Source organism: Streptomyces sp. NPDC091371, assembly GCF_040684275.1.
Classification (GTDB): domain Bacteria; phylum Actinomycetota; class Actinomycetes; order Streptomycetales; family Streptomycetaceae; genus Streptomyces.
Genome location: NZ_JBFBFP010000029.1, coordinates 73,371 through 97,787, shown reverse-complemented (window position 1 = coordinate 97,787; position 24,417 = coordinate 73,371). Strand labels below are relative to the sequence as shown.

Below are 24,417 nucleotides of genomic sequence, written 5' to 3'. Positions count from 1 at the left end.
GGACGCCCGGAGCGGGATGCCCGACGGCCAACGCCAGCCGCCCGCCGCGCGACGCATGACGCCCCACGCGGCTCGCCCGTGTCCGTAGCACGCCGTCCGAAGGGCAACGCCCACTGCCCGCCGCCCGCCGCCCATGCCCGACGGCAGCCGCCCGCCGGCCGTGGCCCGTCGCGGGACGCCCGGAGCGGGATGCCCGACGGCCAACGCCAGCCGCCCGCCGCGCGACGCATGACGCCCCACGCGGCTCGCCCGTGTCCGTAGCACGCCGCCCGAAGGGCAACGCCCACTGCCCGCCGCCCGCCGCCCATGCCCGACGGCAGCCGCCCGCCGCCCGTGGCCCGTCGCGGGACGCCCGGAGCGGGATGCCCGACGCCCGACGCCCGCCGCCCGAGGCCCGGCGCGGGACGTCCGGCGCTGGCCGGGGGACGCCCGAAGGGCAACGCCTGCCCCCGCTGCCCGCCGCCCATGCCCGACGGCAGCCGCCCGTCGCCCGTGGCCCGGCGCGGGTCGCGGGACGCCCGAAGGGCAATGCCCGCCGCCCGACGGCCGGCCGGGCGGTGCGGCGCCGGCTCCCGGTCAGCCGCTCCTGAAGGGTTTTAGCCGCGTCCATGCGCCCACGGGCACGCTCGATCCCGAGAGCCCCGCCCCCGGGACATCCCCCAGCCCCGGGGCGGGGCCTTCCGTACCGCGAAGGAAGGACGACCCCCGATGGCCATCACAGGGACCGCCCGCACCCGGGTAGCCCCGCCGCGCGCCGACCGGCTGACGCGCCGGCTGCGGTTCGGCTACGCCTCGGGGTCGCTCGTCACGGGCACCTTCACCACCCTGCCCGGGCTGCTCCTGCTCCCGTACCTCACGGACACCCTGGGGGTCGGCGCCGCGCTGGCGGGGGTGATCGTGTTCGTGCCCAAGGCGTGGGACGCCGTGCTCAACCCGTTCGTCGGCCGCGCGAGCGACCGTACGCGGACCCGCTGGGGCGCCCGCCGCCCGTACGTCCTCGGCGGCGGGCTCGCCATGGCCCTGGCCTTCGCGCTGACCTTCGCGGGCCCGCTGCCTGGCACCGCCGGCGCCTGGTTCACCGCGGCCGGATACCTCCTCACCGCGACGGCCTTCGCCTTCTTCCAGGTGCCGTACGTGGCCATGCCCGCCGAGCTCGCCGAACGCGACGAGGACCGCATGCGGCTGGTCGGCGGCCGCGTCGCGGTCATCGGAATCGCGGCCCTGGTCACCGGCGGCGTCGCCCCGGCCCTGGTCGACGCGGGCGGCGGCGGACTCGCCGGGCACCGCTGGGCCGGGGTGTTCGGGGCGGCGGTCATCGCCCTCGGAGCCCTCTGGGTCTTCGTGGGCACGACCACGAGCGCGCCGACCACCCCACCCCCCAACGCGGCCCCGGCCCCTCGCCCCGGCACGGGCCCGCTCCCCGGCCCCGGCGCAGCCCCGGCCCCCGGCCCCGGCGCGGCCACAGCCCCCCGCCCCCGCACAGCCACGGCCCCCTGGCCCGGCGCGGGCGCCGACTCCGGCGCGGGCACAGCCGCGATCCCGGGCCCCGGACCCGGCCCGGCCGCGCCCCCCGGCCCCGGCGCAGCCACGGCCCCCGGCCCCGGCACGCCCCCCAGCCCCAGCGCCCGCAAAGGCATCGACCCCGGCCCCGGCCCCCGCACGGGCACCGGCACGGGCACCGGCACGGGCACCGGCACGGGCCCCGGCCCCCGCACGGACACCGGCGCGGCGGCCGCGAGCGGCGGCGGGGACGCCCTCCCCGGCCGCCTCCCCGCCGGCGAGCCCACGCTCCGGGAGCAGTTCGCCGCCGCCCGCGGCAATCCGCCCTTCATGGCCCTGCTGCGCTGCGTGGTCGTCCAGTCCGTCGCGACCGGCGTCCTCCTCGCCGGCGCCCCCTACTTCGCCGAGCACGTGCTCCACGACTCCTCCGGCATCGGCCCCCTCGTCGCCGCGTTCGTCGCCCCGAACCTCCTCACCATGCCCCTCTGGCAACGCCTGCGCGGCCCCCGCGGCTACACCACCGCCTCCGCCCTCTTCGCCGTCGGCTGCCTGCTCTTCCTCGCCGCCCCTGCGCTGCCCCAAGGCGCGGTACTGCTCAGCATGGCCCTGGCCGGCACCGGCCACGCCGGCCAGCTCCTCTTCCTGTACGCCCTGCTCCCGGACTGCATCGCCCGCGACACCGCCCGCACCGCGCGCCGCCAAGCGGGCGTGCTGTCCGGGGTGTTCACCACCGGCGAGGGACTCGGCGTGGCCCTCGGACCCTTCCTCTACGGTCTGGTCCTCCAGCTCTCCGGCTACGTCTCCTCCGGCACCGGTCACGCCGCCGAGCAGTCCGCGACCGCCGGGCTCGGCATGCTGGCGGGCTTCGCGGCCCTCCCCGCCCTGGCCACCGTCGCCGCGGTCCTCCTGCTGCGCGCGTACGACCGCCCCTACTGACCCCTCATCAGCGAAGGTGCCCGGACACGGGTATGCGGGACGCCACCCCCGCAGGATGATGGATTCACGATCATGATCCGTGGGCATCGGGGGGTGGCTGTCGTGACGTACACGCAGGGATGGGACGCGGCCCAGGTCGGTTTCGGCCCGGAGGCACGCACGCTCGTCGCGCGGGCCCTCGCCCCGGACCCCGCCGTCGTGGTCCGCGCCGGGACGTACGTCGTCGACCCGCCCTTCTTCGGCAACGGCGACATCGGCCGGGTCGCGGTCTGCGGCGCCGTCAACGAACTGGCCGCCACGGGCGCCGAACCCCGGCACATCGCCCTCGGCATCGTGCTCGAGGCCGGCCTGCCGCTGGACCTGGTCCGCAGGCTGACGGAGTCGGTGAGCGCCGCCGCGGCCGAGGCCGGTGTCGCCATCGCGGCCGTCGACACCCAGGTCGTCCGGGCGGGCGAGGCCGACCGGGTCTTCGTCACCGCGACCGCCTTCGGGGTGCTCGACGCGACCCCGCTCGGCCTGGACGCGGTCCGCCCCGGCGACCGGATCCTGGTCACCGGCCCCCTGGGCAGCCACGCCGCCCACCTGGTCTCGCTGCGCGACGGCCTCGGCTACGAACACCACGTGCCCAGCGACTGCGCCCCCCTCGGCGGCCTCCTGAGCACGGTCCGCGCCGACGTCCACCACGCCCGCACGGTGGTCGCCGGAGGGCTCGCGGAGGTCCTGCGCCAGTGCGCGGCCGGCCGCGGGCTGACCCTGCGCGTCGAGGAGGCCGCCCTGCCCGTCCGGTACGAGGCCCGCGTGGCCCTCGCCGCCCGCGGTCTGGCCCCCCTGGACGCGGCCTGCGCCGGCTGCCTGTGCCTGTTCGTCCCGCCGGACCGCACCGACCCGGTCCTCACGGCCCTGCGCGCCCACCCGTACGGCCGCCGCGCCGCCGTGGTCGGCGAGGTCACGGCCGACCCGATGGGCGGGGTCGAACTCGTCACCCCGGACGGAGACGTCCACATCGGCACGACCCCCGCCGGCTCCGTCCCCGAGCGGCTGTTCTGACCCGCCGGCCTCAGACGTGCTGCGGCGGGCCGATGACCTCCTGCCCGATCAGCCCGGCGAGCCACGCCGCGAAGCGGTCCTCGTAGCCGTCGCCGTTGCGGCGCCGGACATGGACGAGGACCAGGTGCGTGTCGGCGGGGGAGTCGAGGTCGCGGTGGTCGCAGTTGAACAGGACCGTGACCTCGGCGTGTTTGTACTCGCCGTGCAGATCGCGCTCCGGAGCCGGCGGCCACGCCAACAAGGACCAGCGGATCTGCCCCAGGTGGGGGCCGACCACCGCCGCGAAGCGGTCCTCGATGCTGCCGACGGGCTGGTCCGGCACCGACACGGTGAACGGCAGGTACTCCTCCACCCCGGCCAGTTCGTACGGAAGGTCACGCGCGCGCACCGAACGGGCCGGTTCCGGACGGCCGGCGCCCAGATCGCAGGGCGCCGTACCGCTCCGGAACCATGCCTCGGGCAGGGCGTCGCGCATCCGCCCCACCCCGGCCGACGTGGACACCAGAGCCTCCACCGACACCTCGGAGTACGGCTCGGTGCCGAACTCCACCAGCAGCCGGGCCATGCTCAGGGCCAGTTCGGGGTCGGGCGTACGGAAGACGGGGTAAGCGACGTCGGTGGACATGGGGGGACTCTGGCACGGGCCGGAGCGATCGGTCACACGATTTCGGTGCGGCGGCCCCCCATCGGGATGACCAGGGGCGTGCCCGCGACCGGGCATTCGATGACGGTGGCCCGCAGGCCGAAGACCTCGTGGACCAGGTCCGGGGTGACGATCTCGTTCGGCGGGCCGGACGCGATCACCCGGCCGTCGCGCATCGCGATGAGGTGCCCGGCGTAGCGGCAGGCGAGGTTGAGCTCGTGGAGGACCATCACCACGGTGCGGCCCTCCGTGCGGTTGAGGTCCGCGACCAGTTCGAGGACGTCGACCTGGTGGGCGAGGTCCAGGTAGGTCGTCGGCTCGTCCAGCAGCAGCACCGGCGTGTGCTGCGCCAGGGCCATCGCGATCCACACGCGCTGGCGCTGGCCGCCCGACAGCTCGTCGATGGAGCGGGTCGCCAGCTCCGCCGAACCCGTCGCCGCCAGCGCGGCGTCCACCGCGGCCTCGTCGGAGGAGGACCACTGGCGCCACCACCGCTGGTGCGGGGTACGCCCGCGGGCGACCAGGTCGCGTACGGAGATGCCGTCGGGCGCGCTGGGGGTCTGCGGCAGCAGCGCGAGCCGCAGCGCGAACTCCCGGGCGGACAGGCCCGCGATGTCCTCGCCGTCCAGGTGGACGGCGCCGCCGGCCGGCTTCAGCAGCCGGGCGAGCGCGCGCAGTGCGGTGGACTTCCCGCAGGCGTTCGGGCCGACCAGCGCCGTCACCTGCCCGGCGGGGATGTCGAGGTCGAGCTCCTCGGCGACGATGCGGTCGCCGTAGCCCAGGCGCAGCCCGGCGGCGTGCAGCGCGGTGGGGGAGGTGCCGGTGGGCTGGGCCTCGGTCAGCGGGGCGGTCATGTCAGCCTCCCTTTCCGGCCCGGTTGGTACGGGCGAGGAGTAGCAGCAGGTACGGGGCGCCCACGGCGCCGGTGAGCACGCCGACGGGCAGTTCGGTCGGGGCGAGGACGAGTCGCGCGGCCAGGTCGGCGAGGATGAGCAGCACCGCTCCGGTCAGCGCGCTGGTCACCAGGGGGATGCCCGCGCTGCCGGTGATCCGGCGCGCGATCTGCGGGGCGCCGAGGGCGATGAACGCGATCGGGCCGGCCGCGGACGTCGCCAGCGCGGTCAGGCACGTGGCGAGGACCAGCAGGGCGATCCGGGAGTACCGCAGCGGGATGCCGAGGCTGCGCGCGGTGTCGTCGTCGTACTGGAGCAGTTGGTACGGGCGCGCGAGCGCCAGGGTCAGCGGCAGGAGCACCGCCAGTGCCAGCCCGGCCCACTGGACGTGCTCGTAGCCGCGCCCGTTGAGGCTGCCGGTGAGCCACACCATGGCGCGGGAGGCCTGGTCGATGTCGGCGCGGGCCAGTGCCCAGCGGGTCACCGCGATCAGGGCTCCGTTCGCGGCGAGGCCGACGAGGACGAAGCGGTAGCCGGTGATGGTGCCGTCCCGGTAGGCCAGCAGATAGATGGCGACCGAGGTCAGCAACGCGCCGGCGAGGGCCCCGAACGGAACGGCCCCGAAGGTGCCGGCGCCGGCCGCGGTGACCCCGCCGATGAGGATCGTGCACACCGCGCCGGCCCCGGCGCCGGCCGCGATGCCGATCAGGTCGGGGCTGGCGAGCGGGTTGCGGGTGACGGCCTGGAACACGGCGCCGGCCAGCCCGAAGGCGGCCCCCACCAGCAGCGCGGTCAGGGCGCGGGGCAGCCGCAGCTGGTGGACGATCAGGTCGGCGGAGCCGGAGCCGGTGCCCAGCACCGCGCCGATCACCTCGCCCACCGGGATCGCGAAGGTGCCCAGCGAGACGGAGGCGATCAGTCCCGCGAAGCCGGTCAGGACGAGACCGAGCACCGTGAGGGCGACGCGGGGGCGCACGGCGAAGCCGACCGGGCCGACCTCGAACCTCATGCGCGGGACGCTCTTCTGACGGCCCGGGGCGCCCCCGGGGCCCGTCGCGCCCGCCGCGGCCGTCGTGCCCGTCGTGCTCGTTGTGCTTGTCGTGCTCATCGGGTGTGCTCCTTGAGCTTGCCGCGCTTGACCAGCAGCGCGAGGAACGGCGCGCCGATCAGCGCGGTCACCACTCCCGCCTCCAGTTCGCCGGGCCGGGCCACCATCCGGCCCACCACGTCGGCGGCGAGCATCAGCGAGGCCCCGCCGAGCGCCGAACAGGGCACCAGCCAGCGGGCGTCGGGCCCCGTGAAGGCCCGTACGACGTGTGGGACGACCAGGCCGATGAAGGTCACGGGACCGGCCGCGGCGACGGCCGCGCCGGTCAGCAGGATCACCGCCACCGCGCCCAGGGCGCGGGTGGACTTGACCGGGGTGCCGAGCGAGCTGGCCAGGTCGTCGCCGAGTGCGAGGGCGTTGAGCCGGCCGCTCAGTGCGAGGGCGATGGCGAGGCCGACGATGACGAACGGGAGCAGCTGCATGCCCAGTTCCGCGTCCCGGCCGGCGAGCGAGCCCACGGCCCAGAAGCGGTACTGGTCCAAGGTGCGGACGTCGAGCAGCACCAGGGTGTTGGTGCCCGCGTCGAGCAGTACGGTCACGGCCGCGCCGGCCAGGGCGAGTTTGGCGGGGGTGGCGCCGCCGTAGCCGGTGCCGCCGACGGCGTAGGCGATGAGACCGGCCAGCGCCCCGCCCAGGAAGGCGAACCAGATGTACTGGTACGAACTCGTCAGCCCCAGCATGCCGATGCTCGCGGCGACGGCGAACGAGCCGCCCGCGCTGATGCCGATGAGGCCGGGGTCGCCGAGCGGATTGCGGGTGATGTCCTGGGCCACCGCGCCCGCGGCGCCCAGCGAGAGCCCGACCAGCAGCCCCAGGAAGGTGCGGGGCATCCGGAGTTCGCGGACGACGACGGCGTCTCCGGCGTCGCTCCCGGCTATCGCGGCCAGTACGTCGGAGAGCGGTACGGCCTTGGTGCCGATCGCCAGGGAGGCGCAGACCATGACGGCCACGGTGGCGAGCAGGGCCGTGAGCACCAGGGTCCGGGAGAGAACTCGGCGGGGCGGCGGGACGGTTGGGGCGGGCGCCGCGGTGGCGGACGCGGTGGCGGGCTTCAGAGACACTCACACAAGGTAAGGGATGCCTAACCGAATTTGCTCCACACCCCCCGTCTGGATTTGACCACGAAGAGGCGCTACTCTTCACAACGCGTTAACTCAGGCAAGGCTTACCTAAGAATAAATGTTCCCTCTGGAGAACTGAGAACCGATGAACACCTTCACTCAGCGTCGCCGGCCGGGCCGGATCGCGGCGGCCGTCCTCACGGCAGCCATGGCCCTTTCGCTGGCCGCCTGTGGCGGCGGCAGCGACGACAAGAAGCCGGGCGCCGAGTCGTCGAAGCCCGCCGCCGCCGAGTCGGCCGGCTTCCCGCGCACGATCACCCACGACAAGGGCCAGACCGAGATCAAGGCCAAGCCCAAGCGTGTTGTGGCGCTGGACAACAGCCTGGTCGAGGCCGTCGTCGCGCTCGACACGCCGCTGGTCGGCGGTATCGGATCGTACCGTGACCAGAAGGGCTTCCCGGCCTACCTCGGTGACGCGGTGAAGGAGACCAAGGACGTCGGCCCGCTCGACAGCCCCAACCTCGAGGCGATCGCGGCCCTCAAGCCCGACCTCATCGTCTCGGCCACGGTCCGTCACGCCGACTTCTACGACCGGCTGAGCCAGATCGCGCCGACGGTGTTCGTCAAGACCACCGGCCCGATCTGGAAGGAGAACATCACCTTCCTCGGCCAGGCGCTGGGTCAGGAGGAGAAGGCCGCCGCCAAGCTGACGGCGTACCAGACCCGTGCCAAGAAGATCGGTGACGCGATCAACGCGAAGGGCGGCGGCGCCAACGGCAAGCCCACCTTCTCGATCGTCCGCTTCGTCGACGGTCCGACGCGCATCATGCTGCCCAAGACCTTCAGCGGCATCATCCTGAACGACATGGGCCTGACGCGTCCGGAGAACCAGCGTGACGAGGTGAAGTTCAACATCGAGATCAGCGAGGAGCAGATCCAGCAGGCCGATGCGGACCACATCTTCATGACCAGCTTCTCGGGCGGTGAGGAGCGCAAGAAGAAGTTCCTCGCCAACCCGCTGTGGCAGCGCCTGAACGCGGTCCAGAAGAACCAGGTCCACGAGGTCGAGGACGCCATGTGGATGACCTCCGTCTCGCTCCAGGGCGCGGACGTGGTCCTCGACGACATGGCGAAGATCTTCCAGGTGGACCCCGCCAAGTAGGCTGCGCCACCCGCCTCATGGGGCCGGCCCCGGCCGCGTACTGATGAAGTACGCGGCCGGGGCCGGCCTTTTGGTGTGTACGGGGGAACGCGCGGCCGCGCTCAGCCCTCGCCCTCGATCCGGCGCAGCCGCTCCGCGTCGCAGGTGCGGGGGCACGTGGCGCAGGCCCGGGCCGAGTCCAGCGTGTAGTACATGCAGCAGCCGAGCCGGGTACGGGTCGGGTGCAGCTGCCCCTCGCGGTCCGCGAGCCGCCGGAAGTCGGCGCCGCCCGGGAAGGGCGCTATGGCGGTCGGGAGCAGCTCGGTCGCCTCGCGCACCGCCCGCTCCTCCTGGCCCAGGGCGCGCCCGAGGTACCAGATCCCGGAGACGAGGTCGTCGGTGACCATGCCCCACAGGGCCCGGTCCCGGCGCCGGACGCGCGACCCGATGGCGGCCAGTAGCGGCCGTACGTGGTCGGCCACGGCCGCACGCAACTCGGCGCGCAGCGCCTCCTCGTCGGCCACCACGCGGGCGCCGGGCAGGTGCGCCGCCGGATCGCCGGGCAGGCATGCGAAACCGGCCGCCGGAACGATCTCGAACGCGCCCGTCGACAGGTCCACCCGCACCTCGCGCGGACGGATGCGCGGCACGCGCCGCTCCAGGTACCAGGCCCCGCTCATCAGCAGGCTGACGGACCAGAGGTAGTCGTGCAGTGCGCGCGACGCGGCGACGTCGGGCCGCGGATCGTGCCCGTGCCCAGCCCGGATCCGGGCGGCCTCGGCGGCGACGAAGGCGTCCAGGGCGGCCGGATCCGCCAGCTCCGCCCCGCTGACCCACCGGTGGCCCGGCGCCGCCCCGTTCTGCATGGAGGGCTGCGCGGACGGCTGCGCGAAGGGCCGCGCGGCGGTGGTCGCCACCCGGACGTCCAGTGCCTCGCACGTGGCCGCGAGGCGGCCGTAGGTCCGCGCGAGCGTGCCGGCGGCGTCCAGCGCGGGGCGCCGGGGAGAAGCGGTGCGCGGGACCGTGGTCATCGGTTCTCGATCATGTGCGGCACGGGGGCTCCGGTACGGGCGAGTAGGTAAGCCTTACCTTAACCCAATGATTTACGATCAGGCTCGCCATGTCACCCCTCATGTCTCGAACCGGAGTTGAGACTAAGGGTTGGCTAACCTAAGCTGCATTTGCCGGCGGATGACGAAATCCGTCGGCACCGAGGCGTGCCGGAAAGCAGTCACCCGCTCACCCCCCACAGTTCAGAATTCGGAAGGGGCTCAACCCATGCGGTTGTACCTGCTCGCACTCAACCCCACCGACTCGGTCACCGAGGGATTCCTCCCCGCCGCGGACCGACTCGGCCTCCAGGTGACCGTCCTCACCGACCAACCCGACGCGCACCGCCGCTCCGCGCCGGGCATCGAGGTCCTGGAGTGCGACGTACGCGACTTCCGCGCGGTCATCACCCGGATAGCGACCCACCACGCCCCCGACGCCGTGTTCACCAACAGCGACCACCTCCAGACCCAGGCGGCCCTGGCCGCCGACTACTTCGGCCTCCCCGCCAAGGACTGGAAGGCCGCGCTGCGCGTCAAGGACAAGGCCCAGATGCGCCGCCACCTGGCCGCGAGCGGACTCGACGCCGTCTGGTCGGCCGAACTGGCCGCCGGCCAGGACCCCGCCGTCCTCACCGCCCTCGACGTGCCCTACCCCTGCGTGGTCAAGCCCCGCGAGGGCGTGGCCAGCGAGGACGTGGTCCTGGTCGACGGGCCCGAGGAACTCGCCCTGCGCTGCAAGGAGATCCAGGACCGCCGCCCGTCGGCCGCCCTCGTCGTCGAGGAGTACCTGGCCGGCGACCTGTGCAGCCTCGAGACGCTCGGCGACGGGAAGCTCCGCCACGTGCTGGGCGGCTTCCGCACCCGGCTGTCCCCGCCCCCGTACTTCATCGAGGAGCGCTGCACCTTCGTCAGCGCCCACCCCGAACCCGTCGTCGCGCAGATCCTCGCCCAGCTCGACGCCCTCGGAGTCGGATTCGGCATCTGCCACACCGAGTTCGTCGTGAAGGACGGCCGCGCCCGCATCATCGAGGTCAACTACCGGGCCATCGGCGACCAGGCCGACCTGATGCTCGCCCAACTGCTGGACATCCCGCTGTTCGAGCACGTCCTCCGCACCCACCTGGGCGAACCCCTGCCCGCGGACCTGGGCGCCCGCACGGACGGCGTCGCCCTGGTCGACAACCCCTGCGCCCGGAGCGCCGGCACGCTCACGGCCGCACCCGAGGCCGTCGACCTCGTCGTGGACGGGATCGAACTGACCTACCGGCCGCTGCGCGCGGTGGGGGAGCGGCACGAGCTCTACCACACCAACCGCGACTTCATCGGCGCCCTGCGCGCGCTCGGCCGGAACACGGACCAGGCGACCCTCGACCGCGTCGCCGCGGACTTCCTCGCGGCCCAGCGCTGGGAGATCACCCCGTGAGCACGACCACCGCTGCCACCACCGAGGCGGAGCTGCTGCTCCGCGTCCTCGGCGCGCTCCTGCGCGAGGACATCGTCGGCCTGCGCACCCGCACCACCACCGTCGACCACGCCGACGGCCGCTGGCTGCGCCTGCCCGCGGACGAGGGCGACGCCCTACTCCTCCCGGTCGTCGAGGACGGCTACCAGAGCGTGTACGCCGCCCGGCTGCCGCTGCTCGTCAGGGAGTCCGACGGCCGCGAACTGACCACGTACGAGGAGGTCCTCGACGCCCTCGGGGCCCTCGCCGACCCCGTCGACCGCGGAGGCTTCGACGCGTTCGCCGAGGAGTGCCGCCAGACCCTCGCCACCATGCGGCTGCACGCCGAGACCGCGCACGAGGTTGCCGCCGGGCTCGCCAAGGCGTATGGCGCCGACCCCGCCGACTGGACCGGCCTCGCGGGCGGGCTCGCCTACGACACCCTCGCCGCGCGCCTCGACCACCCGGTGTACCCCACCGCGCGCGGCCGCTCGGGCCTCGACGAGGACCAACTACGCGCCTACGCACCCGAGTTCCACCCGAGCTTCGCGCTGCGCTGGATCGCCGTGCCGCGGCGCGACCTCGTGGTGGCCGGCGGCCCGGAGGCGCTGCCCGCCCTCTGGCCCACGCCGGCCGCGCTCGGCCTGCCCGAGCTCGACGGCAGCCACCTCGCCCTCCCCGTCCACCCGCTCACCGTCGGCGCCCCGCTGCGCGAGGCCCTGACCGCCGCCGGCCTGGACGGCCGGGCCGTCCTCGCCGAGCGCCCGTACCTCGACGTGATCCCGACGCTGTCCATGCGTACGGTGGCCGTCACCGCCGACCCCACCCTCCACATCAAGGTCCCGATGGCCACCGCCACGCTGGGGCTGCGCAACCGCCGGATCATCCGGCCCGGCTTCCTCGCCGACGGGGTCGCGGGCCAGCGCCTGCTGGAAGCCGTCATCGCACGCGAACCCCGCTTCCAGGGCGTGATCCTGCACGCCGACGAGACCGTCTACGCCCACGCGGGACACGAGCTCCTCGCCGCGCTCTGCCGCCGCTACCCGGCCGGTCTCGACGACGCCGTCGTCACCCCGCTCGCCGCGCTGCTCGCCGAAGCCCCCGGCGGCCGGCTGCTGATCGACCACCTCGCCGACCGCTTCTACGGCGGCGACCCGATCGCCCTGCTCGACGCCTACCTGCGGCTGCTCCTCGACTGGCAGACCACCCTGTTCGGCTACGGCATCGCACTGGAGTCGCACCAGCAGAACGTCTCCCTCGCGCTCGACCACGACCCGGCCGGCGCCACCCGGATGCGGCTCGTGTTCAAGGACGACGACGGCCCGCGGGTCCACCCGGTGCGCGTCCGCGCGACCCTCGGCGCCGACGCCCCGCTCGGCTTCGACGACCCCCGCGCCTTCTGCGACGACGACCGCCCGCTCACCGACCTGTTCACCACCATCACCCTGCACCTGTGCGCCGGCTCCTACGCCTTCGGGCTGGCCCGGCACGGCCGCGCGGAGGCCGGGGCCCTGCTGGACCTCGTACGCGACCGGCTCACCGAGGCGGCCGACCGCCTCGGCACCGGCCCGGGCGAGCCCGGTGCCACCCTCCGCGCCCACGTCCTGGACGCCCCGCGGCTGCCCATCAAGGCGATGGTCAGCGCCGGAACGCTGCTCAGCAAGGAACGCTCGGGCGCCGCCGACATCAACAAGCACTACACCACGGGCCCCAACTACCTCCTTCGGACGGGGCCCTCCCGATGAACCCCATCACCCCCACCCCACCCACCCCGGCGGGTCCGCCCGCCCCGGCGGCACCGCTCGCCCCGAGTGGTCAGGCCACTCCGGCCGGCCCGGGTACCCCGACCGCCCCGGCGGGTGCTGGTGCCGCCGCGGCCGCGGCCGGCCCGACTGCTCTGGCCGTAGCGGCTGCCCCTGCCGTACCGGCGTCCCCGGGAGGCCCCGCCACCCCGAACGGCCCGGCCGCCCCGGCTGCCCCGGCCGCCCCGGCCGCCTCGGCCGCCTCGGCTGCCTCGGCTGCCTCGGCTGCCTCGGCTGCCTCGGCTGCCCCGGCTGCCCCGGCCGCCTCGGCTGGCCCGGCCGGCCCGGCCGCGCTGAATGCCCCTGCGGGCCCGGGCGGCCCCGCCGCCTCGCCCGCGCCGGACGGCCCGGTGCCGCGCCCGGCTCTCGGGCGCAGGCAGGTGCACGCCGTCGCCGGGTGCTACTTCGTGGCCTCCTTCGCCGCGCTCGGCCTGCCGCCGTTCCTCACCGAGATCCTCCCCGAGCTCGGCGACCGCGACGCGAGCCTGGCCGGCGTGCTCTACATCGTTCCCACCATCTTCGCCGCCGTCGGCGCCCCCCTGTGGGGGCGGCTCGCCGACCGGTTCGGGCGCAAACGGCTGCTGCTGCGCGCCCAGTTGGGGCTCGCGGCCTCCTTCCTGCTGGCCGGCTGGGCCGACTCGATCGCCGCCTTCACCGTCGCGCTCGTACTCCAGGGCATCCTCGGCGGCACCTTCGCCGCCTCCAACGGCTACCTCGGCGCCGCACTGGAGGGCCCGGAGCTCTCCAAGGCCCTCACCCTGATGCAGGGCGCCGCCCGCGCCGCCCTGGTCTTCGCCCCGATCGTGGTGGGCGCCCTCTCGCCCTGGATGTCCCCGCACCGCCAGTACGCCCTGCTCGCCGTGCTGCCCCTGACGGCCGCGCTGCTGATCACGGCGCTGCCGGAATCCCGCGGCCCGCGGGCGCAGCCGCAGCCGGACGATCCGGCACCCGCCGAAGCCCAGCCCGCCGCAGGCCAAGCGCCCCCGGCGCCCCAGGCGCCCCCCGCGAAGGGGTCCCGCGCCACCTCCCTGCACGGCCTGTACGCCCTGGAGTTCGCCTTCGTCTTCTCCACGGTGATCTCCTTCCCGTACCTGATCTCCCTCGTGGAGGAGCGGATCCCCGGTACCTCACCGGCGGTGTCCGGCGTCCTCTTCGCCCTGCCCCACCTGTGCTACCTCGTCGCCGCGATGTGGGTGCACTCGGCCTTCCACCGCAGACCCCGCCTCGGCGTGGCGCTCGGCTTCGGCTCCATAGCCCTCGGGCTGGCCGGCCACGGACTGGCCCACTCGCTCGCGACCCTGGTCGCCGTCCGGCTGCTGCTCGGCGCCGGCCTCACGCTCGGCCTCGTCTGCCTCTCCGTGATGGCCTCCGAGTGCGCCAAGGGCCGTGCGCCCGGCGGGCTGTTCGGCTCGATCGAGTTCTTCTCCAAGGCCGGCGCGGTCGTCGCCGGACTCGCCGCCGCCGCGGGCAACAGCCTGTACGGCCCGTCCGCCCCCGTGCTGACCGGTACCGCCGTGGCGCTGGCCACGGTCTGCGCGACCGCCCTCCCGGCCTTGAACCTCCGCTTCCCCCGCTCACTCCGCACCCGCTGGAGCCGCTGATGTCCCTCGCCGACGCAATCGGTACCGCCGCCACGGCAATGGCCCCGGCCGCCGCCACGCCCGCGCTGCCCACGGCCGACGAGGCCGTCGCCCACACCCTGCTGAACTGCCTGCTGCGCGAGCTGTCCGGGCCGGAACACCAGACCGCCGTGGCGGACGGCCACCTGCTGCTGTGGCTGCCCCGCCGCGGGGTCCTGCTGCGCGCCGCCCTGCGCCGTACGTCACTGCTGGGCGCGCACCGGTTCACCGGGCCCGTGCGCGAGCGGCAGGAAGACGGCTGGGCCGAGGTCGGCTGGCGCCGCCTCGCCGAGTACGCACGGGACGAACTGACCCTGCGCACCGACGTGCACAACGACGAGTTCCTGGAGCAGATCGCCTCCAGCCACCAGGCGGTGTCCGCCGCGCTTGCCGTCCGCGCCGAACGCCCGGCCACCCACACCGAGGTCGGCGACGGCGACGGACTCGCCGCCTACCTGGAGTCCGAGCAGTCCCTCGTCTTCGGGCACCGCTTCCACCCCACCCCCAAGGCCCGTACCGGCGACACCGCGTCCTGGCTCGCGTACGCCCCCGAGACCGGCGCCTCCTTCCCGCTGCGCCACCTCGCCGTCCGCGAGCACCTGATCGCCCAGGAGACCGCCGCCGAGGGAGCGGCACAGCCCCTCGACCGGCTCCGCGCCGACGTCCCCGAGGGCTACCGGCTGCTCCCCGCGCACCCGTGGCAGTACGAGATGCTGCGCGAACACCCCGGCCTGCGCGCGGCGTTCGACCGCGGCGACATCCTGGACCTGGGCGAGGCCGGCCGGCCCTTCGCCGCCACCGCCTCGGTGCGCACCCTCTACGACGGGGCCACCTTCCTCAAGTTCAGCCTCAACATCCGCATCACCAACTGCCTGCGCAAGAACGCGAGTTACGAGCTCTCCGGCGCGGTCGCCCTGACCCGCCTGCTGGCCCCGGTCCTCGCCGACCTGGAGACCCGCTTCCCGGGCACCGCCATGCTCCGCGAGCCCGCCTACCGCAGCATCGCCCTGCCCGGCCCCGACGGCACCCCCGACCGCGCCCTCCTCGAAGGCTTCGGCGTCATCGTCCGCGAGGGGCTCCTCGCCCGGCTCATGCCCGGCACCACCCCGCTGCTCGCCGCGGCCGTCGCCGACGAGTACCCGACGGGCCCCGCGCACATCTCCCGCCTGCTCGGCGACGCCTCGGCGCAGACCGCCCTCGACTGGTGGGCGGCGTACCTCAAGCTGCTGGTCCCGCCCGTCCTGGCCGCGTACTTCGACCACGGGCTCGTACTCGAACCGCACCTGCAGAACGTCGTGGTCTGCGTCGACGAGGAAGGAATGCCGGCCCAGGTCCTCTTCCGCGACCTGGAGGGCACCAAGCTGGTCCCCGAACAGCACGCGGCGCTGCTCGCCTCCCTGCCGGCCGAGGTCGCGGGCCCGATGACCTACGACGCCCAGCGCGGCTGGGACCGGGTCGTGTACTGCCTGCTGGTCAACCACATTGCCGAGGTGCTCGCCGCCCTCGCGGACCTGCACCCGCAGTCCGAGGCCGCCCTGTGGGCCCAGGTCCGCGCCACCCTCCAGACATACGCCGACCGACACGGCTGCCCGCCGCGGCTGGCCGCCCTGCTCGCCGGGGTGCCGCTGCCCGCCAAGGCCAACCTGCTCACCCGCTGGGAGCGCAAGGCCGACCGCGACGCCGGCTACGTCCGGCTCGCCTCCCCGCTCGCCGAGGACGTGCTGTCCCAGGGGATGCAACTCCACTCAGAGGTCGGAGCCGACGCCCACGACCGCGACCTCGCACACGAACGTGACCCCCGGAGCGCCCGATGACCACCCCGACCCGCGCGGTGCGCGACCGCCTGCTCGCCCTCGATCCCGCCGAACTTCCCGCCTACTTCTACGACTTGACGGCGCTGCGCGAGCACGCGGCCGCCATCCGGGCAGCCCTCCCGGAGCGGGTCGAGGTCTACTACGCGGCCAAGGCCAACCCGGAAGCGGAGATCCTGGCCGCCCTCGGCCCGTACGTCGACGGCTACGACGTCTCCTCCGGCGGCGAACTCGCCCACGTGGCCAAGGCCGTGCCGGGCCGCCCGCTGGCCTTCAGCGGCCCCGGCAAGACCCCCGCCGAGCTGGCGGCCGCCCTCGAACTGGGCGTGGAGCGCTTCCACGTCGAGAGCCTGCACGAACTGCGGGTACTGGCCGACCTGGCCGCGCGCACCCCCTCCGACGCGTCCGGCCGCACGCCCCGCCCCGGAGTCCTGCTCCGCTTCAACCTGCCGCTCGCCGCCTCCTCCCTCGAAGGCAGCTCGCTGGCCATGGGCGGCCGCCCGACCCCCTTCGGCCTCGACCCGGCCGACGCGGACACGGCAGTGCGGCTGCTCACCGACGGCACCTACCCGCAGCTGCGGCTGCTGGGCGTGCACGCGCACCTGGCCAGCGGCCTGGAGGCCCCGGAGCAGCTCGCGGTCGCCGCATCGATCGTCACCTGGTCCGCGGAGCTCGCCGCCCGCCACCGCGTCCGCCTCACCGAGGTCAACGTGGGCGGCGGCATGAGCGTCGACTACGCGCACCCCGAGCGCCGCTTCGACTGGACCTCGTACGGCGCCGGCCTGGCCCGCCTCGCCGACGCCCACCCCGACCTCACCCTGCGGATCGAACCGGGCCGCGCGGTCAGCGCGTACTGCGGCTGGTACGCCACGGAGGTGCTGGACGTGAAGCACAGCCACGGCGAGGAGTTCGCCGTGGTCCGCGGCGGCACCCACCACATGCGCACGCCGGCGACCAAGGGCCACGACCAGCCCTGCACGGTCCTCCCGGTGGCCGAGTGGCCGCACCCCTGGCCCCGGCCGGCCGCCGCCGCGGACCGGGTCACCCTCACCGGCCAGCTCTGCACCCCGAAGGACCTGCTGTCCCGCGACGTCCCCGCCCCCGGGCTGCGCGCCGGCGACCGCGTGGCCTTCGGCCTGGCGGGCGCGTACGCCTGGAACATCTCGCACCACGACTTCCTGATGCACCCGAGGCCCGGCTTCCACTTCCTCACCCCGGAGCCGACCGGGTAGGGGGCCCGCCGTTCGCCGCCACCGCGAGGACATGCGCGACCGGTGCGGTGCCCGCAGGATGAGGGGGAGCGGGGACGGGCGAGGAGGAGTGGATCATGACTGGTCCGGACGAGCGGCTCCGGCGTGGCCGGGCCGTCCGCAAGAGCGTCAGCCGTGCCTCGCACGGACGGTGGACGGCTGCGGCCGGCCGGCCCGATCCCGTCGGGGTGCTGCGGCAGCAGGCTGCCGACCGGCTGCCCGAGCTGCTGCCGATCCGCTACGGCCGGATGGCGGCCTCGCCGTTCGCGTTCCTGCGCGGCGCGGCCGCCGTCATGGCCGCTGACCTGGCCGCCGATCCGCACACGGGCCTGACCGTCCAGCTGTGCGGGGACGCGCACCTGCTCAACTTCGGCGTGTTCGCCTCACCCGAACGCTCCCTGCTCTTCGACCTCAACGACTTCGACGAGACCCAGCCCGGCCCCTTCGAATGGGATGTCAAGCGGCTCGCCGCGAGCGTCGCGGTGGCCGCCCGGCAGAACGCCCACGGCGACGACTGGGCCCGCGGATCGGCCCTGGCAGCGGCCCGCTCGTACCGGGAGACGATCAGGGAGCTCGCCGGTCAGGGCGAGCTGGACGTCTGGTACCACCGGATCGACACCGCCGACCTGCTCCCCCTCATCCGCAAGCCCGAGCTGCGTGAGCGCGTCGAGTCCAACCTGGCGCGCGCCCGCCGCCGCACCAGCCTCCGGGCGCTCGGCAAGCTCACCGAGCTCCGCGACGGCGGCCGGCGCATCGTCCACGACCCGCCGCTGCTGGAGCCGCTGGCCCGGTCCGACGCACGGACCGTCGCCGAGGTCTTCGCCGGATACCGCAGCACGCTCCCCGAGGAGCGCCGCGTCCTCCTGGACCGCTACGAGTACGTCGACGCGGCTCGCAAGGTCGTCGGCGTCGGGAGCGTGGGCACCCGCTGCTTCATCCTGCTGCTCACCGGCCGGGACGCCGACGACCCGCTCTTCCTGCAGGTCAAGGAGGCCGGTCCGTCCGTCCTGCGCGACCACCTCCCGGCCGACCGCCACGGTCACCAGGGCCACCGGGTGGTCGCCGGCCAGCGGCTCATGCAGGCCGTCGGCGACATCTTCCTCGGCTGGACGACCGGCCCCGAAGGACGCCACTTCTACGCCCGGCAGCTGCGCGACATGAAGGGGTCGGCCGAAGTCGAGACCATGACCCGGTCCCTCCTCGAACGGTACGCCGGGCTGTGCGGCAGGGCACTGGCGCGGGCCCACGCCCGCTCCGGCGACCGCATCGCCATCGCGGGCTACCTCGGCAGCGCCGACACCTTCGACCGGGCCGTCGCCGACTTCGCCATGTCCTACGCCGACCGGACCGCCGCCGACCACGCCCTGCTGACCGCGGCCGTCGCCGACGGCGCCGTCACCGCCGTCACCGGCATCTGAGCGGCCGAGCCGGGTGCACCTCCCCCCGAGGGAGCACACCCCGCTCGCGGCCCGCGCTCAGTGCACGGGCGCGGCCGGTACGGGTGCCGGGTCCGGGGCGCCGTGCCCCGTGGCCGCGGTATCCGCGGTGTCGGCCCGGTTGCCGCGCCCGATGTGGTTGAAGGCGAGGTTGAGCAGTACGGCGACCGCTTCACGCGGGCCCAGGTCAACGCCTTCGACGGCCGGGCGCACCGCGCACCGCGATCGGTCGGGCGGCAACCGTGACGGAGGGGTGAGGCCCGCCCCGGCCGGCTTCATCCCGCCAGGCCCCGCCCCGCCAGGCCCCGCCTCGCCAGGCTCCGCCCGTCAGGCCTGCCGCTTGGCGTCGATCTCGGCGATCAGCCCCTCGATGAGGCCCTTGATCTCGTCCCGGATCGGGCGGACCGCCTCGACTCCCTGGCCGGCCGGGTCCTCCAACTGCCAGTCGAGGTAGGTCTTCCCGGGGAAGTACGGGCAGGCGTCGCCGCAGCCCATGGTGATGATGTAGTCGGAGGCCTGGGCGGCCTCCGGGGTGAGGACCTTCGGCTTCTGGTCGGAAATGTCGATGCCCAGCTCGGCCATGGCGGCGACGGCCGAGGGGTTGATCCGGTCTCCGGGGACCGAGCCGGCGGAGCGGACCTCGACGCGGTCGCCTGCGAGGTGGCGCAGGAACCCGGCCGCCATCTGGGAGCGGCCCGCGTTGTGGATGCAGACGAACAGGACGGAGGCCATCTGTCGTTCCTTGGGGGCGAGAAGTGACGAGGTGGTCCGGGCTGGTGGCAGCCCCGGGCGATGTGAAAATATCAGCCCATGCTGACATCAGTCGACACTGATCTGATCCGGGTCCTGGCCGACCCGCTCAGGCTCCGGATCGTGACCCTCCTCGCCGAGGAGACGCTCTGCACCACGCACCTGGTCGAGGAGACCGGCGCCAAGCAGACCAATCTCTCCAACCACCTGAAGGTGCTGCGCGAGGCAGGGGTCGTGGACACGGAGCCGTGCGGGAGGTTCACGTACTACCGGCTGCGCCCGGAAGCCATCGAAGCCCTCGCCGGCCGGTTCGCCGACCTCGCCCGGACCGCGCGCGCCACCGCCGGAGCGAACCGCAAGCGGTCCTGCCCGTAGCCTGCGCGACCCGTCCGCCCCGCCCCGCCCCACCTGCCCGAGGAGATCCCGCCTTGACCGCCCCCGAGCCCGCCGCGAGCGTCGCCACGGCCGCCGCCGCGTCGCCGCAGCCCGCCCCCGGCGCCACCCCGCCCCGTACGCCGCTGATCGCCCGCGCCGCCGCGGAGCTGGTCGGCTCGGCCGCCCTGGTGGCGATCGTGGTCGGATCCGGCATCCAGGCCACCCGGCTCACCGACGACGTCGCGCTCCAGCTGCTGGCCAACTCGACCGCCACGGTCTTCGGACTCGGCGTCCTGATCGCCCTCCTCGGGCCGGTCTCCGGGGCGCACTTCAACCCGGCCGTGACCCTGGCCGAGTGGTGGACCGCCCGCCGCGGGGGCGCGGGCGTGACCGCGCGCGAGCTCGCCGTGTACGTGCCCTCCCAGGTCGCCGGCGCGATCGCGGGCGCGGTCCTCGCGGACGCCATGTTCGGGGAGCCCCTGGTGAAGTGGTCCACCCACGACCGCTCGGCCGGCCACCTGCTCCTCGGCGAAGTCGTGGCCACGGCGGGCCTGATCCTGCTGATCTTCGGGTTGGCGAGGACGGACCGGCTGAGGTTCGCGCCCGTCGCGGTCGCCTCGTACATTGGCGCCGCCTACTGGTTCACCTCCTCGACGTCCTTCGCCAACCCCGCGGTGACCATCGGCCGCGCCTTCACCGACACCTTCGCCGGCATCGCCCCGGCCTCGGTGCCCGGCTTCGTCGCCGTGCAGCTGGTGGGCGCGGCGGTGGGCCTGGCCCTGGTGGCGGTCATCTTCATGCGGGGCGGGACGGACGCCGGGGCACCGGCGGCGTGAGGCCCGGTCAGCGGCGCGTCGTGCCGGACAGGAGGGCGCCCATGGCCGCGAGCACGGCGGGTTCCACCCGGTAGTACACCCACGTCCCCCGCCGCTCGGAGGACAGCAGCCCGGCCTCCTTCAGCTTCTTCAGGTGGTGGGAGACCGTCGGCTGTGAGACGCCGACGTCGGAGATGTCGCACACGCACGCCTCGCCGCCCTCGTGGGAGGCGACCGCGGAGAACAGGCGCAGGCGCACCGGATCGCCGAGGGCCTTGAACATCTTCGCCGCGGCCTCGGCCTCGTCCGCCGACATGGGGCGCTCGGTCAGCGGCGGGCAGCACGGCGCGACGGCCTGATCGGCTTCCAGGAGCGGCAGGACCTTCGCATTCGACATGTGTCTATGTTGACACATGTCGAAGCAGGGCGCCAGGGCGCCAGGGTGCCGCCGCGACCACGAGTCTCCCGCGCCCATTAATTCGATAAACGCCTATGTTGACGCCTGTCGAATCAGATGTCAGGCTGGCAGCACAAGCCATCGACAGATGTCGATACAGCGAGGAGTCGACCGTGAACGCGCCCGCCATCACCGACCTGCCCGTCGTCGTCATCGGGGCCGGCCCCGTCGGACTCGCGGCCGCCGCCCACCTCACCGACCGCGGCATCGAACCCCTCGTCCTGGAAGCCGGCCCGACCGCCGGAGCCGCCGTACGCGAGTGGTCGCACGTACGTCTCTTCTCCACCTGGGGCGAGGTCGTCGACCCGGCCGCCGAGAAGCTCCTCGCCCCCACCGGCTGGATCAAGCCCGACCCGGCCGCGTACCCCTCCGGCGGAGACTGGGCCGAGCGCTACCTCCAGCCCCTCGCGGACCTCCTCGGCGAGCAGGTCCGCTACGGCGCGAGGGTCACCGGCGTCTCCCGCACCGGCCGCGACCGCATCGTCGACGCGGACCGCGAGGCCCAGCCCTTCGTCGTCCACTACGAGACCGCCGGCGGGCGGGAACAGCGGGTCCTGGCGCGCGCCGTCATCGACGCCTCCGGCACCTGGTCCACCCCGGGCCCGGCCGGCGGCAGCGGTCTGCCCGCCCTCGGCGAGAAGGCGGCCCGGGACCGGATCTCGTACCGCGTCCCGGACCTGAAGGACCCGGTCGTCCGCGCCCGCTACGCCGGCAAGCGCACCGCCGTCATCGGCTCCGGTGCCTCCGCCTTCACGGCCCTGGCCTACCTCGCCGACCTCGCCCGCGGTGACGGGGACGGCGCGGGCACGCACGCGGTGTGGATCCTGCGCCGCGGGATCTCCGGCTCCACCTTCGGCGGCGGCGAAGCCGACCAGCTCCCCGCCCGAGGCGCCCTCGGCCTCGCCGCGAAGGCCGCCGTCGACGGCGGATACGCCGACGCCGTCACCGGCTTCCGCACCGACACCGTCGAACGCGACGGCGACGGCCGCGTCGTCCTCATCGGCGAGGACGGCCGCCGCCTGGACCCGGTCGACGAGGTCATCGTCCTCACCGGCTTCCGCCCCGACCTCGCCTTCCTCGACGAACTCCGGCTCGGCCTCGACGAGCGCCTGCAGGCCCCCGTCGCACTCGCCCCGCTGATCGACCCCAACCAGCACTCCTGCGGCACCGTCTACCCCCACGGCGCGGGCGAGCTCTCCCACCCCGAGAAGGACGTCTACCTCGCCGGCATGAAGTCCTACGGCCGCGCCCCCACCTTCCTCGCCATGACCGGCTACGAGCAGGTCCGCTCCATCGCCGCGGCCCTCGCCGGCGACCACGAGGCCGCCGCACGCGTCGAACTCACCCTCCCCGAGACCGGAGTCTGCGGCGGCGCGGGCCTCTTCGACCAGCCCGAGGCCGCCGAGGAACCCGGCGGCGGCTGCTGCGCCGCCCCGGCCACCCTCACCATCGGAGCCCCGCCCCGCTCCGGAGGCTGCTGACCACGGCGCGGCGGACGGCCGCCGCAAGGGGCGGCCTACCGGACCAGGCCGAAGGTACCGGCCGCGACCGCCCCGCCCACGGCGGCACCCGCGAGGACCTGGCCGAGCGTGTGGTCCCTCAGCGCCACCCGGGACCAGCCGACGACGGCGACCAGGAGATAGGCGGGCAGCACCCAGGACCCGTAGGTCATGGCGAGCATCGCGACGCTCCCGGAGGACACCGCCGTGTGCACGCTGATCTTCCAGGCGGGGGTCACGGCGAGCAGGGCGGCGAGGGTGGCCAGCATGGCGGCGATCAGCGCGATCATGGCCTGAGGGGCGCCGAAGGCCCACATCGACACGATGCCCGTGGCGACCGAGCAGATGATGAAGACCATCACGACGATGCGCTGCCGGCGCTGGCCGACGTGACGGTCGGCCCAGCGCCCGCGGCGGATGCCGTACTTGATGAAGGCCAGGGGGATGACCGCGGCGAACAGGCAGCCGAGCAGGCCCCAGCCGATCCCGGCGAGGCGGCCGGTGTGCCAGCCTATGAGGACGGTGTCGGCGATGATCCAGGTCTTGGGGTCGAGCCCATCGGTGACCAGGCGTGCGGACCGGGACTCGTCGGGTCGGGTGATCACGGTCGTCACGCCGTCGCCTCCTTGCTGGTGGTGGTGAGGAACTCGTCGGCCACGGGGGAGTGGTAGATCCGGGCGAGCTGGACGAGCCTCTCGACTTCGGCGGTGAAGTCGAGCTCGTCGATGCCGTCGGCGGCCGGCTCCTGCGTGCCGCCGGCCGGCGCGGCGCCCCGGGCCTTGGCCCCGCGCGCCGCTCGCAACCAGAGGGCTTCGGCCGCCGGGCTCGCCGCCGGGTCGAATCCCGCCTGCCGCGCGGCGCTGCGGGCCCGCTCGCGGAGCTCGTCGTCCGCGTGGGCGTCGAGGGCCAGGGAGGCGTCGCGGATCTCGATCACCCGCCGGTACAGCCGCAGCCGCGGGCTGCGCAGAAGTCCGGTCTTGAGGACGATGTCGGGGGTGACCGCGGTCAGGTCCTGCCAGAGCGGCTGGAGCTGCCGGTACTGGCGGCCGTCCTGGACGGTGCGCCAGGCCACGCCGAAGGCGGGGATGCTGCTCCCGACGAGGATGAAGCCGATCGCCACGTACTTCAGGGCGTCGGTCGCGTTGTCGACCGCGACGTCGCCGGTGCCGTCGGTGAGGCCCGCGAGGCGGGTCGTCATGTACCCGAACCGCACCAGCGTGTAGAGGACGCCGACGGCGGTTCCGATGCCCATGAGGCGTACGCCGGTCCGCAGCCACATGGCACTGGCATGCCGCGCGCTGCTCCAGAAGAGCCAGGTGGCGGTGGCCATGGCGATGCCGAGGTAGACGACGAAGACGAGGTAGTAGGCCGTGGCCCAGCCGTTTCCGGCGTTCTCCGCGAAGAAGTCGGTCACCTCGCGGGGCCGCGGCACGAAGACGAAGAAGAGCACGGCCATGACCGTCATCGCCGTGAGGGCGACGTAGTGGCGGACCCGCAGCCGGCGGCCGGTCTCCGGCCTGGCGATGGCGACGACGAAGTCGACGACCGCGCCGGCTGCGATCATGCCCAGCCAGTGCTTGACCAGGGTGGACAGGTTGTTGACTCCGGCCCGGTCGTCCAGGGCGTGCATCACCCCGGGGAGGCGGAGCGTCATGGAGAGGGTCAGGGCGGCGAACGCCGTCCACAGCGCCCGCTGCTTCACGGACCGGACGGCCGAGGGGACCCGCCAGACCGTCACCGTCCAGAGCATGATCAAGACGGCGATTTCAAGGAGTTTCACT

22 protein-coding genes are annotated in these 24,417 nt (G+C 74.4%); 12 read left to right on the top strand and 10 right to left on the bottom strand.

The features are described 5' to 3' along the window. The first annotated feature begins 708 nt into the window (after window positions 1–708). Both AB0O21_RS27015 and AB0O21_RS27010 read left to right on the top strand, forming a co-directional pair. On the top strand, window positions 709–2,436 hold the full coding sequence (locus tag AB0O21_RS27015) for an MFS transporter (protein ID WP_365175049.1): 1,728 nt from the start codon (window positions 709–711) through the stop codon (window positions 2,434–2,436). 102 nt (window positions 2,437–2,538) lie between these two features. Beyond that, a complete protein-coding gene (locus AB0O21_RS27010) occupies window positions 2,539–3,483 on the top strand; it encodes an AIR synthase-related protein (RefSeq protein WP_365175046.1) in 945 nt (314 codons plus the stop codon). Between the two features lie 10 nt (window positions 3,484–3,493). Here AB0O21_RS27010 and AB0O21_RS27005 read toward each other — a convergent pair whose 3' ends face one another. From AB0O21_RS27005 to AB0O21_RS26990, 4 genes are read right to left on the bottom strand one after another with little or no spacing between them, the layout of a single operon-like run. Further along, window positions 3,494–4,108, bottom strand: coding sequence for a hypothetical protein (locus AB0O21_RS27005; RefSeq protein WP_365175044.1), 615 nt, complete (start codon window positions 4,106–4,108; stop codon window positions 3,494–3,496). Window positions 4,109–4,140: 32 nt separating this feature from the next. After that, on the bottom strand, window positions 4,141–4,980 hold the full coding sequence (locus tag AB0O21_RS27000; protein WP_365175041.1) for an ABC transporter ATP-binding protein: 840 nt from the start codon (window positions 4,978–4,980) through the stop codon (window positions 4,141–4,143). Window position 4,981: 1 nt separating this feature from the next. Further along, a complete protein-coding gene (locus tag AB0O21_RS26995) occupies window positions 4,982–6,127 on the bottom strand; it encodes an iron chelate uptake ABC transporter family permease subunit (protein ID WP_365175039.1) in 1,146 nt (381 codons plus the stop codon). Continuing rightward, on the bottom strand, window positions 6,124–7,188 hold the full coding sequence (locus AB0O21_RS26990; RefSeq protein WP_365175036.1) for an iron ABC transporter permease: 1,065 nt from the start codon (window positions 7,186–7,188) through the stop codon (window positions 6,124–6,126). The genes AB0O21_RS26995 and AB0O21_RS26990 overlap by 4 nt, the downstream gene beginning before the upstream one ends. Window positions 7,189–7,333: 145 nt before the next feature. Between AB0O21_RS26990 and AB0O21_RS26985 the strand changes: the two genes are divergently transcribed. Continuing rightward, a complete protein-coding gene (locus tag AB0O21_RS26985) occupies window positions 7,334–8,350 on the top strand; it encodes an iron-siderophore ABC transporter substrate-binding protein (RefSeq protein WP_365175033.1) in 1,017 nt (338 codons plus the stop codon). Window positions 8,351–8,451: 101 nt separating this feature from the next. On the opposite strand, the gene AB0O21_RS26980 is transcribed toward AB0O21_RS26985, so the two are convergent. Beyond that, window positions 8,452–9,360 (bottom strand): (2Fe-2S)-binding protein, encoded by a 909-nt coding sequence (locus AB0O21_RS26980; RefSeq protein ID WP_365175031.1) that lies wholly within the window; start codon window positions 9,358–9,360, stop codon window positions 8,452–8,454. A gap of 247 nt (window positions 9,361–9,607) precedes the next feature. Here AB0O21_RS26980 and AB0O21_RS26975 point away from each other — a divergent pair, with 247 nt between their 5' ends. The 6 genes from AB0O21_RS26975 to AB0O21_RS26950 all read left to right on the top strand — a co-directional run bounded on the left by AB0O21_RS26975 (window position 9,608) and on the right by AB0O21_RS26950 (window position 18,722). Then, entirely contained in the window at window positions 9,608–10,804 is a 1,197-nt protein-coding gene (locus AB0O21_RS26975; RefSeq protein WP_365175028.1) for an ATP-grasp domain-containing protein, read from the top strand. Further along, window positions 10,801–12,567 carry an IucA/IucC family protein gene (locus AB0O21_RS26970; RefSeq protein WP_365175026.1) on the top strand — a complete coding sequence of 589 codons (1,767 nt, stop codon included), beginning with the start codon at window positions 10,801–10,803 and terminating at the stop codon, window positions 12,565–12,567. The genes AB0O21_RS26975 and AB0O21_RS26970 overlap by 4 nt, the downstream gene beginning before the upstream one ends. Then, on the top strand, window positions 12,564–14,225 hold the full coding sequence (locus AB0O21_RS26965) for an MFS transporter (protein ID WP_365175023.1): 1,662 nt from the start codon (window positions 12,564–12,566) through the stop codon (window positions 14,223–14,225). Before AB0O21_RS26970 ends, AB0O21_RS26965 begins: the two co-directional genes overlap by 4 nt. Window positions 14,226–14,263: 38 nt before the next feature. Then, a complete protein-coding gene (locus tag AB0O21_RS26960; RefSeq protein WP_365175058.1) occupies window positions 14,264–16,057 on the top strand; it encodes an IucA/IucC family protein in 1,794 nt (597 codons plus the stop codon). Further along, entirely contained in the window at window positions 16,054–17,286 is a 1,233-nt protein-coding gene (locus AB0O21_RS26955) for a type III PLP-dependent enzyme (protein ID WP_365175021.1), read from the top strand. The genes AB0O21_RS26960 and AB0O21_RS26955 overlap by 4 nt, the downstream gene beginning before the upstream one ends. A gap of 95 nt (window positions 17,287–17,381) precedes the next feature. Further along, window positions 17,382–18,722 carry a DUF2252 domain-containing protein gene (locus AB0O21_RS26950; protein WP_365175018.1) on the top strand — a complete coding sequence of 447 codons (1,341 nt, stop codon included), beginning with the start codon at window positions 17,382–17,384 and terminating at the stop codon, window positions 18,720–18,722. A 57-nt stretch (window positions 18,723–18,779) separates the two neighbouring features. Here the strand turns inward: AB0O21_RS26950 and AB0O21_RS26945 are convergent, their stop codons facing one another. Together AB0O21_RS26945 and AB0O21_RS26940 are read right to left on the bottom strand one after the other, a co-directional pair. Further along, window positions 18,780–18,953: a hypothetical protein gene (locus AB0O21_RS26945; protein ID WP_365175015.1), complete on the bottom strand. Its 174-nt coding sequence runs from the start codon at window positions 18,951–18,953 to the stop codon at window positions 18,780–18,782. Between the two features lie 114 nt (window positions 18,954–19,067). Next, window positions 19,068–19,472 carry an arsenate reductase ArsC gene (locus tag AB0O21_RS26940; RefSeq protein ID WP_365175012.1) on the bottom strand — a complete coding sequence of 135 codons (405 nt, stop codon included), beginning with the start codon at window positions 19,470–19,472 and terminating at the stop codon, window positions 19,068–19,070. Between the two features lie 78 nt (window positions 19,473–19,550). Here AB0O21_RS26940 and AB0O21_RS26935 point away from each other — a divergent pair, with 78 nt between their 5' ends. Together AB0O21_RS26935 and AB0O21_RS26930 are read left to right on the top strand one after the other, a co-directional pair. After that, window positions 19,551–19,865: a metalloregulator ArsR/SmtB family transcription factor gene (locus AB0O21_RS26935; RefSeq protein WP_365175009.1), complete on the top strand. Its 315-nt coding sequence runs from the start codon at window positions 19,551–19,553 to the stop codon at window positions 19,863–19,865. A gap of 53 nt (window positions 19,866–19,918) precedes the next feature. Continuing rightward, window positions 19,919–20,701 (top strand): MIP/aquaporin family protein, encoded by a 783-nt coding sequence (locus tag AB0O21_RS26930; protein ID WP_365175007.1) that lies wholly within the window; start codon window positions 19,919–19,921, stop codon window positions 20,699–20,701. 7 nt (window positions 20,702–20,708) lie between these two features. Here AB0O21_RS26930 and AB0O21_RS26925 read toward each other — a convergent pair whose 3' ends face one another. Further along, window positions 20,709–21,077: a metalloregulator ArsR/SmtB family transcription factor gene (locus AB0O21_RS26925; protein WP_365175004.1), complete on the bottom strand. Its 369-nt coding sequence runs from the start codon at window positions 21,075–21,077 to the stop codon at window positions 20,709–20,711. Window positions 21,078–21,250: 173 nt separating this feature from the next. Here AB0O21_RS26925 and AB0O21_RS26920 point away from each other — a divergent pair, with 173 nt between their 5' ends. Continuing rightward, a complete protein-coding gene (locus AB0O21_RS26920) occupies window positions 21,251–22,618 on the top strand; it encodes an NAD(P)-binding domain-containing protein (protein WP_365175002.1) in 1,368 nt (455 codons plus the stop codon). 35 nt (window positions 22,619–22,653) lie between these two features. Here AB0O21_RS26920 and AB0O21_RS26915 read toward each other — a convergent pair whose 3' ends face one another. After that, window positions 22,654–23,250 carry a hypothetical protein gene (locus tag AB0O21_RS26915; RefSeq protein ID WP_365175000.1) on the bottom strand — a complete coding sequence of 199 codons (597 nt, stop codon included), beginning with the start codon at window positions 23,248–23,250 and terminating at the stop codon, window positions 22,654–22,656. Then, a complete protein-coding gene (locus AB0O21_RS26910) occupies window positions 23,247–24,416 on the bottom strand; it encodes an MAB_1171c family putative transporter (protein ID WP_365174998.1) in 1,170 nt (389 codons plus the stop codon). The genes AB0O21_RS26915 and AB0O21_RS26910 overlap by 4 nt, the downstream gene beginning before the upstream one ends. Window position 24,417: the final 1 nt, after the last annotated feature.

Excerpts from the sequence above, each read along its gene's own strand:
- AB0O21_RS27015 (WP_365175049.1), top strand. The coding sequence starts at position 709 with ATGGCCATCACAGGGACCGCCCGCACCCGGGTAGCCCCGCCGCGCGCC.
- AB0O21_RS27005 (WP_365175044.1), bottom strand. The coding sequence starts at position 4,108 with ATGTCCACCGACGTCGCTTACCCCGTCTTCCGTACGCCCGACCCCGAA.
- AB0O21_RS27000 (WP_365175041.1), bottom strand. The coding sequence starts at position 4,980 with ATGACCGCCCCGCTGACCGAGGCCCAGCCCACCGGCACCTCCCCCACC.
- AB0O21_RS26995 (WP_365175039.1), bottom strand. The coding sequence starts at position 6,127 with ATGAGCACGACAAGCACAACGAGCACGACGGGCACGACGGCCGCGGCG.
- AB0O21_RS26985 (WP_365175033.1), top strand. The coding sequence starts at position 7,334 with ATGAACACCTTCACTCAGCGTCGCCGGCCGGGCCGGATCGCGGCGGCC.
- AB0O21_RS26980 (WP_365175031.1), bottom strand. The coding sequence starts at position 9,360 with ATGACCACGGTCCCGCGCACCGCTTCTCCCCGGCGCCCCGCGCTGGAC.
- AB0O21_RS26975 (WP_365175028.1), top strand. The coding sequence starts at position 9,608 with ATGCGGTTGTACCTGCTCGCACTCAACCCCACCGACTCGGTCACCGAG.
- AB0O21_RS26965 (WP_365175023.1), top strand. The coding sequence starts at position 12,564 with ATGAACCCCATCACCCCCACCCCACCCACCCCGGCGGGTCCGCCCGCC.
- AB0O21_RS26960 (WP_365175058.1), top strand. The coding sequence starts at position 14,264 with ATGGCCCCGGCCGCCGCCACGCCCGCGCTGCCCACGGCCGACGAGGCC.
- AB0O21_RS26955 (WP_365175021.1), top strand. The coding sequence starts at position 16,054 with ATGACCACCCCGACCCGCGCGGTGCGCGACCGCCTGCTCGCCCTCGAT.
- AB0O21_RS26950 (WP_365175018.1), top strand. The coding sequence starts at position 17,382 with ATGACTGGTCCGGACGAGCGGCTCCGGCGTGGCCGGGCCGTCCGCAAG.
- AB0O21_RS26940 (WP_365175012.1), bottom strand. The coding sequence starts at position 19,472 with ATGGCCTCCGTCCTGTTCGTCTGCATCCACAACGCGGGCCGCTCCCAG.
- AB0O21_RS26935 (WP_365175009.1), top strand. The coding sequence starts at position 19,551 with ATGCTGACATCAGTCGACACTGATCTGATCCGGGTCCTGGCCGACCCG.
- AB0O21_RS26925 (WP_365175004.1), bottom strand. The coding sequence starts at position 21,077 with ATGTCGAATGCGAAGGTCCTGCCGCTCCTGGAAGCCGATCAGGCCGTC.